General features: G+C 62.0%; 18 protein-coding genes and 1 tRNA gene. 10 read left to right on the top strand and 9 right to left on the bottom strand.

Features of this window, described 5'->3' with window-relative positions; all coding sequences use genetic code 11:
• Positions 1–123: 123 nt before the first annotated feature.
• The 4 genes from EPJ54_RS00500 to EPJ54_RS00485 form a co-directional block, all read right to left on the bottom strand.
• Complete coding sequence (locus tag EPJ54_RS00500; RefSeq protein WP_135209721.1) at positions 124–744, bottom strand: GntR family transcriptional regulator; 621 nt, start codon at positions 742–744, stop codon at positions 124–126.
• A complete protein-coding gene (locus EPJ54_RS00495; RefSeq protein WP_167755507.1) occupies positions 728–1,546 on the bottom strand; it encodes a phytanoyl-CoA dioxygenase family protein in 819 nt (272 codons plus the stop codon). The genes EPJ54_RS00500 and EPJ54_RS00495 overlap by 17 nt, the downstream gene beginning before the upstream one ends.
• Before the next feature lie 119 nt (positions 1,547–1,665).
• A complete protein-coding gene (locus EPJ54_RS00490; RefSeq protein WP_167755506.1) occupies positions 1,666–2,292 on the bottom strand; it encodes an acyl-homoserine-lactone synthase in 627 nt (208 codons plus the stop codon).
• A gap of 113 nt (positions 2,293–2,405) precedes the next feature.
• Positions 2,406–3,140 (bottom strand): LuxR family transcriptional regulator, encoded by a 735-nt coding sequence (locus EPJ54_RS00485; protein ID WP_135209718.1) that lies wholly within the window; start codon positions 3,138–3,140, stop codon positions 2,406–2,408.
• A gap of 307 nt (positions 3,141–3,447) precedes the next feature.
• On the opposite strand from EPJ54_RS00485, the gene EPJ54_RS00480 reads away from it, so the two are divergent.
• Positions 3,448–3,912 (top strand): S26 family signal peptidase, encoded by a 465-nt coding sequence (locus EPJ54_RS00480; RefSeq protein ID WP_167755505.1) that lies wholly within the window; start codon positions 3,448–3,450, stop codon positions 3,910–3,912.
• 155 nt (positions 3,913–4,067) lie between these two features.
• A complete protein-coding gene (locus EPJ54_RS00475) occupies positions 4,068–5,918 on the top strand; it encodes a ParB/RepB/Spo0J family partition protein (protein WP_167755504.1) in 1,851 nt (616 codons plus the stop codon).
• A 238-nt stretch (positions 5,919–6,156) separates the two neighbouring features.
• On the opposite strand, the gene EPJ54_RS00470 is transcribed toward EPJ54_RS00475, so the two are convergent.
• Positions 6,157–6,891 (bottom strand): helix-turn-helix domain-containing protein, encoded by a 735-nt coding sequence (locus tag EPJ54_RS00470; protein ID WP_167755503.1) that lies wholly within the window; start codon positions 6,889–6,891, stop codon positions 6,157–6,159.
• A 339-nt stretch (positions 6,892–7,230) separates the two neighbouring features.
• Here EPJ54_RS00470 and EPJ54_RS19655 point away from each other — a divergent pair, with 339 nt between their 5' ends.
• The 4 genes from EPJ54_RS19655 to EPJ54_RS00450 all read left to right on the top strand — a co-directional run bounded on the left by EPJ54_RS19655 (position 7,231) and on the right by EPJ54_RS00450 (position 9,294).
• The gene (locus EPJ54_RS19655; protein ID WP_167755502.1) at positions 7,231–7,593 is read left to right on the top strand and encodes a single-stranded DNA-binding protein; all 363 of its coding nucleotides are present in this window, start codon (positions 7,231–7,233) and stop codon (positions 7,591–7,593) included.
• Positions 7,594–7,686: 93 nt separating this feature from the next.
• Complete coding sequence (locus EPJ54_RS00460) at positions 7,687–8,664, top strand: ArdC family protein (RefSeq protein WP_135209713.1); 978 nt, start codon at positions 7,687–7,689, stop codon at positions 8,662–8,664.
• 134 nt (positions 8,665–8,798) lie between these two features.
• Positions 8,799–9,038 carry a hypothetical protein gene (locus EPJ54_RS00455; protein ID WP_135209712.1) on the top strand — a complete coding sequence of 80 codons (240 nt, stop codon included), beginning with the start codon at positions 8,799–8,801 and terminating at the stop codon, positions 9,036–9,038.
• On the top strand, positions 8,989–9,294 hold the full coding sequence (locus tag EPJ54_RS00450) for a S26 family signal peptidase (protein WP_135209711.1): 306 nt from the start codon (positions 8,989–8,991) through the stop codon (positions 9,292–9,294). Before EPJ54_RS00455 ends, EPJ54_RS00450 begins: the two co-directional genes overlap by 50 nt.
• On the opposite strand, the gene EPJ54_RS00445 is transcribed toward EPJ54_RS00450, so the two are convergent.
• Genes EPJ54_RS00445 through EPJ54_RS00435 form a run of 3 tightly spaced genes read right to left on the bottom strand, consistent with a single transcriptional unit; the run spans position 9,291 to position 12,017 of the window.
• The gene (locus EPJ54_RS00445; RefSeq protein WP_135209710.1) at positions 9,291–10,352 is read right to left on the bottom strand and encodes a CBASS cGAMP-activated phospholipase; all 1,062 of its coding nucleotides are present in this window, start codon (positions 10,350–10,352) and stop codon (positions 9,291–9,293) included. The genes EPJ54_RS00450 and EPJ54_RS00445 overlap by 4 nt on opposite strands.
• Positions 10,282–10,809, bottom strand: coding sequence for a type II CBASS E2 protein (locus EPJ54_RS00440; RefSeq protein WP_135209709.1), 528 nt, complete (start codon positions 10,807–10,809; stop codon positions 10,282–10,284). The genes EPJ54_RS00445 and EPJ54_RS00440 overlap by 71 nt, the downstream gene beginning before the upstream one ends.
• Positions 10,809–12,017 carry a nucleotidyltransferase domain-containing protein gene (locus tag EPJ54_RS00435; RefSeq protein WP_135209708.1) on the bottom strand — a complete coding sequence of 403 codons (1,209 nt, stop codon included), beginning with the start codon at positions 12,015–12,017 and terminating at the stop codon, positions 10,809–10,811. Before EPJ54_RS00435 ends, EPJ54_RS00440 begins: the two co-directional genes overlap by 1 nt.
• A 733-nt stretch (positions 12,018–12,750) precedes the next feature.
• On the opposite strand from EPJ54_RS00435, the gene EPJ54_RS00430 reads away from it, so the two are divergent.
• From EPJ54_RS00430 to EPJ54_RS20325, 3 genes are all read left to right on the top strand, one after another.
• Positions 12,751–13,962 carry a relaxase/mobilization nuclease domain-containing protein gene (locus EPJ54_RS00430; protein WP_135209707.1) on the top strand — a complete coding sequence of 404 codons (1,212 nt, stop codon included), beginning with the start codon at positions 12,751–12,753 and terminating at the stop codon, positions 13,960–13,962.
• A 175-nt stretch (positions 13,963–14,137) separates the two neighbouring features.
• Positions 14,138–14,455: a hypothetical protein gene (locus EPJ54_RS00425; protein ID WP_135209706.1), complete on the top strand. Its 318-nt coding sequence runs from the start codon at positions 14,138–14,140 to the stop codon at positions 14,453–14,455.
• A gap of 24 nt (positions 14,456–14,479) precedes the next feature.
• Complete coding sequence (locus EPJ54_RS20325) at positions 14,480–16,045, top strand: recombinase family protein (RefSeq protein ID WP_135211145.1); 1,566 nt, start codon at positions 14,480–14,482, stop codon at positions 16,043–16,045.
• Here the strand turns inward: EPJ54_RS20325 and EPJ54_RS00415 are convergent.
• Positions 16,002–16,076: transfer RNA gene (locus EPJ54_RS00415), tRNA-Val, on the bottom strand. The genes EPJ54_RS20325 and EPJ54_RS00415 overlap by 44 nt on opposite strands.
• Positions 16,077–16,229: 153 nt before the next feature.
• On the opposite strand from EPJ54_RS00415, the gene EPJ54_RS00410 reads away from it, so the two are divergent.
• Positions 16,230–17,270, top strand: a complete 1,041-nt coding sequence (locus EPJ54_RS00410) for an extracellular solute-binding protein (protein WP_135209705.1) — start codon at positions 16,230–16,232, stop codon at positions 17,268–17,270.
• Positions 17,271–17,283 lie beyond the last annotated feature (13 nt).

The raw sequence follows: 17,283 nt of genomic DNA, 5'->3' as shown, positions 1-17,283 counted from the left end.
GTTCGAGGTCTTCACGCATAATTTCCTCCATTGAGGTGGATCGCTCATTCGATCCGGTGAGAGCGTGTGACACTCCAAGCGAATAAGAGAGTTTATAAGAATGAATATTAAGCCGGAAAGCGTCTAGGCGCCGTTCGCGGAAAGACCTAGCAGGGCGGCGCAGTCCCGAATGCGTTTGGCGTTCATACAACGCCGCATGTGATACTTTCGAAGTGCGTTTCTGATCGGAGCGATGTTGCCGCTCAAAATCGCCTTACTGATGGGCGCGAGGTCCTGCTCGACGTTTGGCCAGATTTCGGCTTCAGCGACCCGCGCCACACGTAGCCGATCATCAGCATTCCGGGTTGCGTGTAAGAGTTCGGCATGCGCGGCAGTTGCTAACCCTGCCAATAGGTCTGCGGCCTTGTCAGGGTAACTCGCTGCGGCATTCACCATCGGTTGGGCCGCCGCAGCGAAATTCGCAAGCGCCAGCTCGGCGAGTTCGCCCCGCCATCGATAAAGATCGCGCAGACCGCTCTCGCTCCACATGGCGACAGCAAAGCCGTGCGACGGACGGAAGCTCACGAGCCGTTCTGAAGTCAACCGCAAGAGAGCCTCGCGCACCGGCGTTGTCGATACGCCGAGGTCGGACGCGATCGCGTTAGCGTCCAGTCGCTGACGCAGCCTGAAGCGGCCGGCTAAGACCCTTGTCTTTATTTCCTGATACGCGCGTTCAGGTATGGGTAAGTCAGGCGTCCTCGCCATAGTGAGCCTTGAGCTGGCGCGCGATATCGGGCGTCAACGCGTCCACGTGCGGACAAAGCGTATGAGGGTTTGTCGCCAGCGCTTGGATCGGATCCTGCCCCTCCCAGCCGCCAAGATTGGGCCGGTGCATCTGATAGCCGATGAGCCGCTGCAGCGGCGTTGGAAATGACCGCGCGACGGCGGGTGGGTAAGCCAGGAATTGGTTTTCGTACTGCTTCAGCCAACCCAAACAATAGGAGACGATGATGCCGTCACGCGGCGCGTTTGACCGGTTCTCGCCGGCGCCGTGCGTCAGCGCACCGAGGAAGACCAGCGCATCCCCGGGCTGCATCTCCGCGGGGATCGACCGCGCTGGATCAATGCTGCGGTCGAGCACGTCCGTGTGACTGCCTGGCCAAAGGCGCGTCGCGCCATTCTCTTTGGTGAAAGCAGTCAACGGCCACATCACATTGATGAGCCAGGGGCGGAGCTTCGGTTCGTGGGGCCACATCTCTTCATCGCGGTGCGGCGCCTGAGCTCGCTCTTGTGGGTGCACGCGAATGGCTTGCGTCAGATTGAGCTGGATGCAATCACACGACGGCTGCAACGCCGCACGCGTGATCGCGAGCACGTCTGGATGGAGAACAAGGTCCTGCGTTGACGGCGCCTTGTTGAGGAGACCTCCGACTCGCGTTGTCTTCCATCCGTAAAAATCGCCTACGCACCTCGGCGCGGCGGCCAAATGCGGCGCGACCTCGGCGCAAATCAAACGCGATTTCAGATGACTGATCGCTTCGGGCAAGATGACATAGCCATTCCGCATTAAGTCCTCAAACGCCCGCGTGAAACGAGCCCCTGAATGAAGCGCCGGTGGAATAGACATGCGCGGGGTGGCGACTTGCATGACGGCCTCCTTAACGTGTTGAGTTGTTTCGCGCGCGCTCAGGCGGCGCGCGCCAGTCCGGCATCAGCGAAGCGTGTGACAGGACCGGTTAGCCGCGCCCGCTGGCGTACGGCGGCAAGGCCATCGCTGGTGACGTCGGCCAGCATGGCGACGAGACGCTCTCGCCCCATCCTCTGCTTTGGACCCAATGCCCGCACGCTCCAGCCCGCTTGATCTGCAAGCGGCGCCAGCGCGGCGCCGGCCACGAAACTTACCTTCTCAATCCCGAAGAGGATCGAAGTCTCCAAAATCCCCGCGATCATCCGCGCCAGCAGTTCGCGACGGGGCGCCCCTTTCGCAATAGTGGGCGCGGGGCAGAATCGGGATGCTTCCCAAACGCGCGCCGATCTGGGCGGTCCGTCGTCGCAGAGATTGGCGAACACTTCGCTCATGAGATGTGGCGAGAGCGTTGGCAGTAGCCGCGCCGATTGCTGCACGTCGCCGTGTGCATCGACATCGATTAAATACATCGCCTCTTCGCTGTCGAACTCGTCGATCTCAAGGCCCATGCTTTCACTCAGCCGCCAATGCATGCGGTCGATGAAGACCTGCTTGCGTTGGCGATGCATCTCCATCAGCGCGTGATGAAAGAGGCGGCGATTGTCGCACGTGATGATCTGGATCATGAACCTAGTGTCCTCCACACCGAACTCAGTGAGATTGAGTGCAGACGCGTGCGCTCTGCTATGGGCCGATCGGCCCATTGACGCGCTTTGCACCAGAAGGAGGTGTGGAGAAGTCAGTCCGCCAGATCGGACAAGGTCAGCGTGCCGTCGAGATAAGCGAACATGATCGCTTGGATGCGGGAGCTGACCCCATAGCGCGCCCGCGCATGCTCAATCGTATGTTTGGCCGTTGCAGTTTTGATGCCAAGAATGTCTGCGATCAGCGGATCGCTCTTGCCGCGGGCTGCAAGCGCCAAGCATTCCTTTTGGCGCTTAGTCAAAACAACAGGCTTTCGCGCTTGGCCGGTAGCGCGCAGCCGCGCTTCCTCGTGGGCGTGAAACGCCATCAATTGTAAGTCAGGCACAATGAGAGGATCGATTCCGTCAGGACCAGGCACAAGCGAACACGACGCCGGCAGCGCTCCGGGCGAATGAATGGGAATGGTCAGTCCCTTCCTCAAGCCGCATTCAGCGGCTTCGTTCAGAATGCGGCGCTGGTCACGCGCCAGATCGTATTGGACCACGAACTCTTCCCACCAGAACGGCAGCAGTGCGTTGTGCGCGCCGAAGAAGATTGGATCGCGGTTGGCGTATTTCTTATCGGAAAACCAGACCAGCCAAGGGTGCGGATAGTTAACGATGGCGACGGCGCCTGTCGGGGGCTTCAGCGGATCGACATGTGAGGCGCAAGCAACATATCTGATCCCGCACGCCTCCATCTCCGCAAAGAGAAAACGCGCGATATCCTCTGCCGAAGCAGCCGCCCGGCACTTTTGCACAAAGTCCAACGTGGCCTCACGCCGGCCCATCGATACATCTACTCCGCCCTGCGCGCTCAGGTTGAACCCTAAGCGCCCCCTTTTTCAAGTGAATTGCAAGTTTATAAGCATTGCACTTCGCGCATTCTCGCAGCGCGCGACGTGGGCCCCGGCCTCATCCCGAGAGGCGAGTCCCCCTTCTCAACCTCAACCTCATCGCACCTTGTCTGCCCGCTTCAGGTGATCGCGCTCGTGACTAAGTGGAATGGTTTGGCGTCCCGCGCCGCCGCTCGTCAAAAACATCAAAATGCGACGCATCAGGTTAGTGGCGCCATCGCGGGCCGTCGCATTAGGCGGCTTGCTCACGTTCGCCCTCTGCCTCGGCATCGGCCTTGTTGCCGTATCGACGCTTTCCGACGTCGTCATCTACAATGCGAGCCCGTCGATGCCTCAAGGCATCTACGTGCGTATGCACTCGCCAATCGTGCGCCATTCAATCGTTACCGTGCGGGCGCGGGATATCGCGCTGAACTACGCCACAGCGCGGCGCTTTACAGACGCCAATGATCGGTTTCTCAAACGCGTCGCCGCATTGGATGGCGATGTCGTTTGTGCGCTTGGTCCCCTGGTAACCGTCAATCACGAGCTCACACTTCAGCGGCGAACAGTGGACAACGTCGGACGCGCATTGCCAACTTGGTCGGGATGCCGGCGCCTCCGTGGTCAAGTATTCCTGATCGGAGATACGGCGGACAGTTTTGACGGCCGTTATTGGGGACCGGTCGCCTCCGAGCAAATCGAAGGCGTTTGGCGTCAGCGATGACGCCGCGCACCGCGCCGGGCCACTTCTTGTCGCACGCCGCCCTGCTCCGTGCGGTCAAGGGACGCTGCGCTCTTCGCCCTTGACCGCGCATGCCGGCGTGCAGGGCGAGCATCGCCCGGCGCGGCTCCTCGCGTGCGGGCGATGGAGGAAATGCAATGACTGACATCACCATGATCGCTTTGTCGAAGCTCGTTCCCGGGCAGCGCAATGTCCGCAAGACCAAGCCTGCGATGAGCGTTGATGAACTCGCCGCGTCCATCGCGGCGCATGGCCTCTTGCAGAACCTGATCGTCTCGGAAGCTGACAAGGGACGCTATTCAGTGGAAGCCGGCGGTCGCCGCCTGAAGGCGCTTCGAAAACTCGCCAAGGCGAAGACCATTCCCGGCAACGAGCCGATCCCATGCCGCGTGGTGCCGCTTGACGACGCGACGGAAGTGTCGCTGGCCGAGAACGTTCAACGAGAGCCGATGCATCCGGCCGACGAGATCGGGGCATTCGCTCAGCTTGCTGAAGCTGGTCACGGTCCGGAAGCTATTGCCGGCCGCTTTGGCGTAAACGGCACGCACGTCGCACGTCGGCTGCGCCTCGCGCGCGTGTCGCCCAGGCTGATCGAGGCGCTGAAAAAGGACGAAGTCGATCTCGACCAATTGGGCGCCCTCGCCTTCACCGATGATCATGCACTGCAGGAGAAAGCTTTCTTCGATGCGCCGGAGTGGCAACGGACGCCCGAGCAGCTCAAGGCGCGCGTAACCCAAGCGCATGTCGCCGAGACCGACAAGCTCGCGCGCTTTGTCGGTGTCGACGCCTATGTTGAAGCCGGCGGCGCGGTCGCGTCCGATCTCTTCGCGGACGAAGATGAGACGCGCTTTCTTGCCGACCGCGAGCTTCTGGTTCGGCTGGCCGAGGCCAAGCTAGAACCGATCGTCACTGAAGTTCAGGCTGAAGGCTGGGCATTTGTCGAGATTTCGATCGACGGCGTGGCCTGGAGCCAGTTTCCGGAACGCGTGCGTGAACGCCGGCGCGATCTCACCACCGACGAAACGGCTGAGCAAGAACGGCTCTACGCGAAGCTGGACGAAACCGAAGACGAGGCCGAGATCGAAAAGATCGAAGCGGCTATCGATGCGCTGGCGCCAGCGCAATGGGACGACGACGAAGTCGCCCTCGCCGGCGCGATCGTGACGTTGAACCACTCCGGAGACATCAAGGTCGAGCGTGGCCTGGTGCGCGTTGAAGACGTGAAGGCGCTGAGAGCGCTGCGCCGAAAGCGTACGACATCAGCCCACGGCGTCGTTGACGCGGACGATGCGCACGCCGAGCTCGCAGCAGCGCCGAAGCCGGCCGTTCCTGCCAAGCTGCTGGACGAATTGCTCGCGCACAAGACGTTGGGCCTTCGGGTTGCGATCATCGATAGCCCAGCGCTCGCACTTCGCCTCGTGGCGTTCAGCCTGGCGGCAAGCTTCATGGGCGATGCATCCGCATCGTGCCTAACGATCTCTGTCGATCACGTTGACGTGGAGCGCTCCATTACGCGCGCGGAGAGTAGAGCGGCCAGTGAGTTTACCGAGATTGGTTCGGTGTGGCGCTCGCGTTTGCCGGTCAATCCAGAAGAGCTTTGGGCTTACATCTCTTCGATGGACGAGCCGATGCTGCTCGAACTCATCGCGGTTACGATCGCATCCGGCATCGATCTCAGGCGTGTTGGCCCGCTATCGGGTATGGAAGCACGTCAAGCACTCGGTCAGACGCTCTGCAACCTCGCTGGACTCGACATGACCAAATATTGGAAGGCGTCGGTCGAGAGCTACTTCGAACACGTCAGGAAAGACGCGGTCGTCGCGGCGCTGATGGAAGTCAATCCGAAGTTGGAGCGTGCAGCGCTTGAGAAAGCGCCGAAGAAAGAAGTGCTAACGCGCGCCAAGCGCACGTTCAAACAAAGCGCGTGGCTGCCATCGCCTCTACGCACGACAACCGAGGCAACGCCGCTAGCCGTCGCGGCCGAATAGTGGGCAAACAAAGCGCCGCCCCAGGAATTCAAACCTGTGGCGGCGCAATGTCGTTCGGACGTGGGGACGTCCTTACTTCTTCTTTTTCGCGGCCTTCTTCGGCGCGGCTTTGGCTTTCTTGGCTTTCTTCGCCATGCGTGATGCTCCAGCGTGTCGAGGCGTTAAGGAGACCTCAGGCCGTGAGATTGGGACTGAGTCTGGAATCAAACCTTAACGCGCCGCCCGGCGGCGTTCGCCCTCAATAGCGGATCATGCGCGGCTGACCGGCGTCGATATCGACGTGGATCGAAGTTTCACCGTACTCGCCAGGCGGCCCGGCGGCCAAAATGAGCTGGAGCTCGCCGTTGAACGGATCTGGCTGAGCCGGAATCTCGTGGCGCTCCGGCAGCATTTTGATGTTGTCGGTTTTATAGACCCAAACGTCGTTGCCCTTGAGAAGGGCGAGCAGTTCACGGAGCCGCCGGCGAATGGGCAGCTCCCCATCCGTTTGCAGCAGCGCGCGGTTGCTCCCGCTCCAGCTCAGGCTCGAAGCCAGTTCGTAGAGTTCGGTGATGTAGCCTTGAGTCTCTTCGGTAAGCCGGACCTTGATCTGCAAGAGGACGACCTGAGCCTTCGATGCGGCGTCCATCAAAACGGCCTCATCCTCGACCATTTCGGCGATGCCGGTGTCAAAGCGCGGGGAGAAACGATCCTTCTTAGGAGGTTTTGACGGCATCGCCGAGGCCGGCGCCGGAGCAGAAGCGCAAAGTTGCGTCCGCGGCACGCTCAGAGCTCGTGCTAGTCGATCGACAACGTCGACAGCGATCAATCCCTTTGCGTTCTCAATCTCTCGGAGCCGCCGCTCACTAATCCCCACTTCGTGCGCAAACTCCTTCTGCGTTGCGCTGCGCTCACGGCTTGAGCGCAAGCGTTTCACCTCAGCACCATCGACTTCAAGCTTGAGCACGCTTCCCGCCTCCTTGACCTTCGCCACTATAGGCCATCGACGCGGAGTCGGGCGGCGCCAAACCGGCGGATAACCGGCGCCGATGCGGCGCCGCATCAGTTCCCACACTCCGCCTCTGCTGTTGGCCCTTCGCAGCGAATGCACGCGCCTCTCCCGCGTCTTCGGTCCGACAACACACCACGAGGCCTCTCGCTCATTGGTCCTCGTCTTCGCATGCGGGCGGTCGCTTGCAAGGGGCAAGCCTCCGGTCGCGGTACCCGCGACCCCTTGCAAGCGCCCTCTTACCCGCATGCAGCCCACGGCCCCATCGCGGGAGAGCCCCGCGGCGCTTCTCGCCGGAGCTACCGGCGAACAGGAGAGACACCCATGTTCCGCTTCACCGCTCAGGGCCGCATCGGCAAGATCGAAGAACTGAAAGCCAAGACGCTCCGCATCTCGATCGCCGCAGACCGTTTGGCCGAAGGCCGCGACGGCCAATACACCAAGACCGAATGGCTTCGCTGCGTCTCGTTTGACGCTGATCTGAACGCCGAGATGCTGACCCAGCTCGACAAGGGCGACAGCGTCACCTTCGAAGGCCGCATCGTTCCGACCGTCTGGCTCAAAGGCGAGCAGAAGATCTACGACAACACATTCGAGATTACCCGCTACCAGCGTCTGTCGCGGCCCAAAGCCAAGACCGCCTCGGCGATGTCCAAGGCCGAGAGCGCCGCTGACGCGGCTGCCTAACGCCTCTTTTCACTCGGCGCCGCCCACGCGGCGCCTTTTTTTCCAAGCCCCCACGCGCTGACGCGCGTGGGCGCATTCATTCGGAGCGAACCGATGAAACGCTCGGCTCAATTGAAAGCGCAACCGAAGCGCACAGCATTTGACGCGCTGGCGCACGTCACAGCAGAAATCTCCTACATGCTCGAACGCGGCGTGATGCCGTGGCGCGCGCCTTGGGATCACGCCAAGGCGTTGGCGTTGACGCCTGGCCTGCCCTTACGATCGACGGGCGCCCCCTATCGCGGCGCCAATGTGATGCTGTTATGGGCGGCGCAGATTGCGCATGGTTATTCCAAGCGCACCTGGCTCACGTTTCGCCAGGCGCTCGAACTGGGCGGACATGTGCGCAAGGGCGAAAAGGCGTGCCCGGTCATCTTTTATGGCCAAGCCAAACCGAAGCAGAGGGACGCCGGCGACGCTTCCGCTGACGACAATGGCGATGCTACGCGCAGCTATCGTTTTCTGAAGCTTTTTTATGTGTTCAATGTCAATCAGATCGATGCACTGCCCGATGGCTTCGGCGTGGAAACCGCACCCGTGGCTGCGGAGCCTGGCGCCATCGAACGATGGACCGCGCGTGCCGGCGTACAGGTCCGCATCGGTGGCTCGATGGCGTGCTACGCGCCGGTGACCGACTTCGTGCATATGCCGGCGCACGAAGCGTTCTTGTCTGAAGAGCATTGGGCCGCGACCTTGTTGCACGAGAGCGTGCATTTCACCGGTCATAAGAGTCGGCTTGATCGCCTCGACGGTTATGCCACCGACCGAAAGTCGCGGGCGCGCGAAGAACTGTGCGCCGAATTTGGCTCAGCTCTTCTTGGCGCGATGGCGGGCCTGGCGCCTTTCCATCTCGAGGACCACGCGAGCTACATCGCCAGTTGGTTGGAGCTGTTGCGCGACGAGCCGCGGGCGTTTCTGGCGGCAGGCGCCAAGGCGCAGGCCGCGGTGGATTGGCTCATCGCGCAGGCGGGGCCATTGCCGGTCAGTTGTCGTGAGGATGCGACGAGTGACGTGCCAGCGCTGCCGGGGTGAAACGGAACTTCTCCGTCTTCTGCTACGCCGGTAATTGAATCCCCCGGCGGCTCGAACCCGACATGCCGAGCCCTCGCCAGCCGTAACGGCCGCCGCATCTCCCACCAGCGGCGGCCGTTGCCTTGGAGTTTGCGGTGCGGGCAAACCTCGATGTCCAGACATGGCTCTTTCTCGCCGCAGGTTTAGTGGCAATCGTGATTGTCAGCATCGACATCGTGCCCGACGTCATCATCTACAATCCGAGCCCTTCGATCCCGCGCGGCTTTTATGCCCGTGACAGCGGGGCGCCTGTGCGCGGCGCAAGCGTGACTGTGCGCGCAGTCGATGTCGCGGCGCGTTACGCGCGGTTGCGCAACTTCACCGATCTCAATTGATCGTTTCATCAAGCGCGTTGCCGCCATGGAAGGCGACACCGTTTGTGCAGACGCCGATGTTGTGATGGTCAACGGCGAACGGCGTGTTCGCCGCGCTGTCCAGGATTCAGCGGGGCGTACGCTGCCGACTTGGACGGGCTGCCGCACATTGCGCGACGAAGTGTTCTTGCTGGGTGATACGCCTGACAGCTTCGACGGACGCTATTGGGGACCAACGTCGGTGGAACTAATCGAGGGCGCGTGGCGCGCGATCTAGGCGCGCACGTCCGGCGCGGGGGCGCGTGGGCCGTGCCACGCTTGGAAGGCTGGCCGCTCCGAACCGAAGAAACGCTGAAGCATTGCGCGATTGTCGTCGAACAAGGTTTGGGCCAATGCCGGCAACAGCTCGGCCGCGCTCTCATAGTCGTCCATCTCGATGGGGCGCGGCGCGCGGCCGTCGAGGCGATGCACGCGGTCGCCACCGATGAGCAAGCGCGCCTGGCCGATTGCATTCTGGCTCTGCAGCTGAGCGGCAGCGGAGAAGATCTTCCGCCAAGCCCAAAGCCCGCCGGTCTCGTGCGCTGAGCTCATGACATATTCATCGTCGGCGCAGCCAATCGATAGGATCTCGATGGCGCGGCGCTCGACGTCATAACACGCAAGCGCATCGACCAGGGCGCACATGATCGGGTTGTTGGCCCAGACGCCGCCATCGAGAAAACGCCGATCGGCGCCTTTGAAGGCGCGGAAATAGGTGGGCGCGGCAGACGTGGCCCGAGCGACCGTCACCAACGGGTTCGGCCAATCCAGTTTATAATCCGGATGATGCGGCGTCTTGAAGAGAAACACTTCCGTGTTCCAGTCGAACGCCGGCACCACGAGGCGGCGCTCACACTGCCCAAGCATGGCGGCGCCGAATGCGCCTGAAAGCGCACGTTCGAGCGCGTCGGCGTCATAGCGATAGCGGTGGAGATCGTTGAGCGCACGCCAAGCAAGCTGCAATCCTCGCAAGATCGGAGAGCGGGCGGTCCTGCGAGGAAAGATTTCCGCGCCTTGGTCGACATAGATCTTGTGGACGGTGCTGGCGGGCAAACCGAAGCCCAGCGCCAACGCGATTATGCCCCCAGTCGATGTGCCGGCGATCATGTCGAAGTAACGCCCCGCGGGAACGCCGCGAGTTATCTCTTCTTCGATCCTCGCCAAGAGCGCGGCGGGCAGGATGCCCTTGATGCCGCCGCCGTCGATCGAAAGGATGCGGAACGGCTCACCGGCCGGCCAGGGCAGCTGTTCCCGCGGCCGAAAGAGCGTCCCTGCTGAGCGTTTCGGTGTTGTCATTGCTCTTCAGCGGATCGCCGGCGTGTTCACCGCCGCCGCGCCAGCGCCCGGTCGCCAACCAAAACTCATAGAAGAAGAGCCATTCGCTGGCGTCGGGCAGCGTCGTGTCCGCAATGGCGTCATCCCAAGACCATTCATTTTTCAGCGGCCGAAACAAGCACAGATTGGGCTGGCGCCGATAGCGCCGGTCCCACCAAACGTGCGGGATCGGCCCCAATTCGTAGTCCGGATGCTCTTCGAGTTCCGGGCGCAGCACATAGACGCGTGGATAATATTGATAGGTGGTGGCGTTGAGCGCGAAATGGGCGGGGAGCTCGAAATCGACGCGAACGTCGTAGGCTTGCGACGTCGGCTTGAGCACGCCTTCCCAGATCGCCCGGCGCGGTTCGAGCAGCAGAGTGCGGAAGCCGGCAAAGCGCGCATGCAGCCGATCATTCTGTTCGGGTAGCCAGAGCACTAATCGCGATCGCCTCCGAACGGCGTACGCTTGGTGAGCGCTTCCGCGCCCGATGGCGCCAGCGTGACCGCGCCACCGGCGCCGACGCGCGTGCGCCCTTGCGCGCGCTGGGCCTCATAGATCTCACCCAGGCGATCAACCGCGTGGTTGGCGGCGGTTTCACCGAAGTGACGCTTCAGGATTTCGATGCGCTCATAGGCGGTCAAATATTCTCGCGCGAGGCGCTGCATGTCCTTGATCAGACCGTCGAGTTCGCGCGCGAACATGTCCTGCACGGCGACGGTTTTCGGCCAGCGATCAGTGAAGATGTCGGGCGTCCACGCAGGGTTCGCGACCTGCAAAACCCGTCCGAACGCGCTCTCGGCCCGGATCGCATCACGGATCGTCGTCGCCACCGCGATCACTTCGTCGACGAGATAGTCGGACGCCACCACCGCATCGAGCGCCATGGCGGCCAACACCACGGAAGGCGGCTTGCGCACGCCGTTGAATTCGGCCCGGCGATAGGCAATGTCGCGTTTGCGTTTGATCAATTGCAGCGCCACGATCCGCGGCGCCTTCTGGTCGAGCGGGATTAGCGCAGGCAGCGGCTTCGCATCGGCTTTGGTGACGAGTCGGCGGCGCGCATAGGCTTTCTCGAACAACACGCTGACGCGCACACGCGCCAGGAAATAATCGGCGAAACCCTTCGGGTTGACTTGCTTGTGGTAGCTCTCGCCCGCGTCGGCCTTCCAATGGAAGAGGGTCGAGACCTTCTCCGGCGTGCCGGGCAAACGCACCACCGGCATCAGATCGACGCTGCGCCCGTCGTCATACGTCACGGTCACGCAGCGCGAATTGCGCCTGGTCTTGTCGTGATAGCGCGTGCCCTCCTCGCGCTTGATCGCCTGCTCCAGCAATTCGAGCACACTCTTGGGATCGGCCGTCGGCGACAGCGCGAGCGGAATGACAGCGTCAAGGTCATGCTGTTGGCTCTTGATCTTGCCGAGGATCGGCGCGCCGATCGCGAAGCTGCCGGAGGGATAGACGTCGAGCACCTTGCCCTGCAGCACCGAGCCCGCACCATCGACCCAGTCCGCCAGCGCATGATAGTTGCGCTCGGCTTCGCTGTGCTGGGTGGGCGTGAGCTGGATTTTGTCCGCCACGTCCATGAGCAGGATTTCGGCTTCGTCCTTGGCGGTCGTGAGGGGGAAGAGATCGTCGGCCATTGGGCTTTCCGTTAGGGTATCGAGGGGGAGATGGTGAGCCCGCGCTGAAGGCGCAACGCTTGGTCCGGCTCATTCTCTTGTTGTGCGAAACACGCGAGATCGTATCGCCGCAGTAATGTATCGGCGGATTGCCGGCCATCACCGCAAAGCCACACGCATCGGGCTCGCAATGAAGTTTGATTCGATTCGCCGACCGGAGTCGTTAACGGCTCGTCTTGAACCAACAGCAACCGGGCGCAAACCCAATCGCCGCCTAGATCGACGAAATTTTGCGAGGCGCGCTGGCGCTCGACTTCTCTCTAGACACGGAGGCCGCCAAGAGCAGCCCGCATCGCTTGCGTTTGGCCCACCCGCCCACCCTCGCTGACGCGCCGCACATGTGCGTCCATCGTCAGCTCTTGCTTATGCTGATGGTGCGTAGTTTGGGCGCCTCGACGGCTTTGCCGTCGACCGGGCTCGCGTGAACCGAGTCTTTGTCTCGGCCCTTTGGGCTTTGATCCCTGGCGCAACACCCGCCCACCCGCCCCGACTATCGCGAAAGATGATGTCGTGAGTTTCCGTGATTGATGGTGAGTGTGAAGCAGGTTTGGAAAGTGGTGGGGTGGAAGGCAAGATAAAGAGAACCCCACCACCTTCGCCAATCGCTTGCAATCACTGGCGCAAATACGAGGTACGCGCGATGATCGCAGGGTGCGCACGAGGTGCGCGCACCTCACCACGCTGAGCGCACTCGATGATCGAAGCTCCAAGCATCAATCGACTCTTCCGCGCCGGAAAACTGAAGCGCGAGATGTTCGGCGCTGAAGTGTTTCGGCCGGGTAAATCACTTGGCGTCACGCGCGCGTTGAATGCCGACATACTCGAAGGCAAGCGAGACGGCCGCGCCAAATCCTCGGGCGGCGCCACGCGCGCAGGCTACGGCAAGAAGCTCGCGAGCTTGATCGGATCATCGCGCAACGTTGCGAGGAGCACCTCGTCGCGGGGTGCGCACGGCGCCTTCGATCCACGCCAACGCGCCATCGTGAAGATACATTATTTCAGTCACGCCCGCGGCGGTGGCGCCGCCCTACGCGCGCATGCACGTTACGTGGCCCGTGACGCGGCCGCGCGAGCGTCCAAACCTGCTGATACCCTGGAAGCCGAGCCGTCGACGCCGGAGGCGGAATCGAAAGCGCGCGCCCACACCCGCTATCTTGAACGCGAGGGAGCTGGTTCTGTTTTCTATGATGCGGCCGTGGATGCAGTCGACGGCGGCGGGCGCGCCGCCTCCTGGGCACGCAGCGATCGCCGGCATTTCCGATTGATCCTAGCGCCGGAGAACGGGACTAAGCTCGGTGATCTGAAGTCCTACACGCGGGACGTTATGCGCCGCGCAGAACTCGCTCTGGGCTCAAGGCTGGAGTGGGTTGCCGTCGATCATTGGGATACTGACAATCCACACACGCACATCATCCTGCGCGGCGTGCGTGACGATGGACGCGACCTCATCATTCCACGAGAGTTTGTGCAGCACGGCTTCAGGTCTGTGGCGCGCGACGTCGCCACCGAGCGCTTGGGGAACCGCACCCGTGAAGACGATCGGCTGGCACTGCAGCGCGAGGTGCGGGCGCATCGGCCGACACGGCTAGATCACTGGATTGCTGATCAACTTGACAAGGACGGCAGGGTGCGCATCGCAGACTTGCGGGCGCCAAACGGCGACCCGGCGGCCACCGACGCGCTTAAGGGCCGCGCGCACGAACTGCGACGCCTGGGCCTAGCGACCGAGGTAAAGCGTAACGTGCTTCAATTCGAACCGAACTGGCGCGACGGCCTCAAGGCGCTGGAGCTTCATCTCGACATTCGCAAGGCGCTGATGCAATCGCGCGCGATCGATGCTGCTCGCGGCCAACAAGCCGGCAAATCGATATCGACGCTCCTTCGCGGGCCGGGTCCAGACCGCTAGCACTTGGCAAGGTGGTCCTCTAAAGCCGCGCGGCGCTAGGTGCGTGGGAAGATCGCAACACCGTGATCTGCAAGTCGTAGCTTCTCCAATCGGGCGAGCACACCATTTCCCGACGTTTCCGGCCCCGTTCCTCTCGTTCCGCCGCCGACATGCTTCCATCGTCATGGAGGCACGCTTGTCCATCTCCGCGCATTTTGCTCCGCCCGTCGTTGACATGAACGACGCCAGTAATGACGCCGCCACGCCGTCGGCTAAGCTCGAGACGTTTACACCGGACGACTATCGCCATCATCTCGACGGCAGCGGGATGACCAAAGCTGAACAGGACGAACTCTTGAGCGCCCTGTGGAAAATCATGTGCGGGTTTGTCGACCTCGGCTGGAATGTCGATGCCGTTAGTCTCGTGCTTGGACCGGCCTCGCCTTCTGCGAACGATGCCACTAGAATCGATGCTGACGATCGCTCTCCGGCTTCAAACCTCGGAGCGCGATAGCCAAGCGTTTGCTGAGGAATTGTGATGAAGCCAGTGCACGCCGCGATCATCTACTGCCGCGTGTCGAGCCAGAAGCAAGAGCTTGATGGCGACGGCAACCGAAGTCAGGAGCACCTGTGTCGGGCGCACGCTACAAAGCTCGGCGTGTCGGTCGAGGCTGTCTATACCGACAGCAAGTCCGGCTATGGCGACTACATGGAGCGCCCCGGCATGGTGCGCGTTCTCGAACATCTAAAGAAGCATCGAGGCAAGCGCTACGTCGTCATCTTCGATGACTTGAAGCGGTTTGCCCGGAGAACACGCTTCTATTGGGAGCTGCGCGATCGTCTCGCCTCATTTAACGCCTCGGTCGACAGCCCCAATTTCCGTTTCGAGGACAGTCCGGAGGGGCGCCACCACGAGACCATCACGGTCGCCGGCGGCGAACTCGAACGCGAGCAGCTCCGGCGACAAGCCATTCAGAAAATGACGGCTCGGGTTGAGCGTGGTTACGCCGTCACTTCGGCCCCTGTTGGCTACGAGTATCGCTCGGTCAAACGCAGCGGCCGCGTTCTATTCCCGAAGGAGCCCGAGGCGTCGATCGTGCGTGAAGCGCTCGAAGGCTACGCGTGCGGCCGCTTCGAGAGCCAGGCTGAGGTGCAACGCTTCCTTGAAAGCCGTCCGGAATTTCCGCGCGATCGCAAAGGCCGGGTCCACAATCCGCGCGTCACAGAGATGTTGAAGCGGGAGATGTATGCCGGGCTCGTCAGCGCGCCTTATTGGAACGTCTCGCTACGACAGGGCGTGCACGAAGGATTAATCAGCGTCGAGACCTTCAACACGATTCAAGATCGCTTGGCCGGAAAGAAACGCGCGCCCGCACGCGCCGACTTCAATCCCGATTTCCCTCTGCGGGGCTTTGTTGCCTGCACCTGCGGCACGATGCTGACTGCGGGCTGGACCAAGGGCCGCGAGCGGCACTACCCCTATTACTTCTGCTACAACCGGGGCTGCGCCCACTACGGACGATCCATCAAGCGCGACGCGCTGGAAGGCAAGTTCGCTGTCATCATGTCGAGCGTTCAACCGCCGGCCGGTGTGTTTCGCGCCGCGCGCCAGATGTTCGAAGATGCGTGGAATGCCCGCATCGCCGCGAGCGATACGGACGCAAAGGCGCTGCAGACAACGCTCTCATCGGCGGATCGACAGATCCAACAATTACTCGATCGCGTCGTTGATACTGAAAGCGCCGCAGTCGCCAAAGCCTACGAAGAACGCATCGAACGTTTGCAGGCGGAGAAGCTCGCAATCGCTGAGAAACTGCAACACGTGGACAAGCCGAAGCTCAATTTCGAATCCGCTGTTAGAACCGCGATGAACTTCTTGGAAAACCCAATGAAACTATGGAGTTCAGAGCGCATCGAGCAGAAGCGTCTGGCCCTGCGTCTAACGTTTGCCCAGCACCTGGAATTCGACCGCGAGACGGGTTTTAGAACCGCCCATTTGTCTTTGCCGTTCAAGGCTTTAGAGGCAATTTCAGAGCCGTTTTTGGGGCCGATTCAGGCAATGGTGGGCGCGACAGGGATTGAACCTGTGACCCCTCCCGTGTGAAGGGAGTGCTCTCCCGCTGAGCTACGCGCCCGAACCGCCCCGCAAATCCGGGGGTCCGAAGGGCGCGGACCATGATGCGACGCCCGCCCTGCGTCAAGCGGCCCTGTGCGCCTGGGCTTGACCTTTCAGAGCTTTGCGGGCCATTTGCGAATAGTTCGCAAGTTTTGGCTGGGAGTATCGCCAGATGTTCAGTTTGAGCCGCCGCGCCTTTGCGCTGGGCGCGTCCGCCACGGCGCTCGCCGCCTGCAATCCGAGCTCGGGCGGCAGCGAAGAGAATTTCGTGAACATCTATTCGGCCCGCCACTACGACGCCGACCGCCTGCTCTATAACGCATTCGAAGAAACCACCGGCATCGCGGTGCGCGTGCTACCCGCCAACGCCGAGCAATTGCTGGAGCGTCTGCGGGCCGAGGGCGACGCGACCGAAGCGGACCTCGTGGTCGCCGCCGACGCCGGCAATCTCTGGCGCATCAAGGATGCGGGCCTTTTGCAGAACGTGACGACGCCTGCGCTCGAGGCTGGCGTGCCGACGCGTCTACGCGATCCGGACGGCGCCTATTGGGGCTTCACCAAGCGCGCGCGCGTGATCGTGTATCGCAAGGACGCCGTGCGCCCGGAAGAAGTCGCATCCTACGACAATCTCGCCGATGCGCGTTTCCGCAATCAGATCGTGATGCGCTCCTCCACCAACGTCTATCAGCTCTCGACGCTTTCCTCGCGCATCGAGCGCTTGGGCGCAGAGAATGCACGCGCCTGGGCTGCGGGCGTGCGCGCGAATTTCGTGCGCGATCCCCAAGGCAGCGACACCGACCAGATCAAAGCGGTCGCCGCGGGCGAAGCGCAAGCCACCGTCTGCAACCACTATTACTATTTCCGCCTTCAGCAATCGGACGATCCGGCCGACCGCGAAATCGTCGACAAGGTCGGGCTGGTTTTCCCGGACCAGGCGGGCGCGGGCACGCACATCAACATTTCGGGTGCAGGCGTGACGTTGCACGCCAAGCGTCGCGAGAAGGCCGTGCAGCTGCTGGAATACCTGGTGAGTGATGCGGCGCAGGCGATGCTGGCGCCGCTGAACGTCGAATACCCTATTCGTCCTGAAATCGCGCCGGCGCCGGGCCTGGCCGCACTGGGCACGTTCAAGGAAGAAGAAATCCCGCTCGACGCTTTGGGTCGCCATCAGGCGGAAGCGGCGCGCATTTTCGAAGAAGTCGGTTGGCGCTAAGCGCGGGCGCGCT

Origin of the sequence: Vitreimonas flagellata, from assembly GCF_004634425.1 — a bacterium.
Classification (GTDB): Bacteria; Pseudomonadota; Alphaproteobacteria; order Caulobacterales; family Aquidulcibacteraceae; genus Vitreimonas; species Vitreimonas flagellata.
This window is presented reverse-complemented; position numbering and strand designations above follow the sequence as displayed.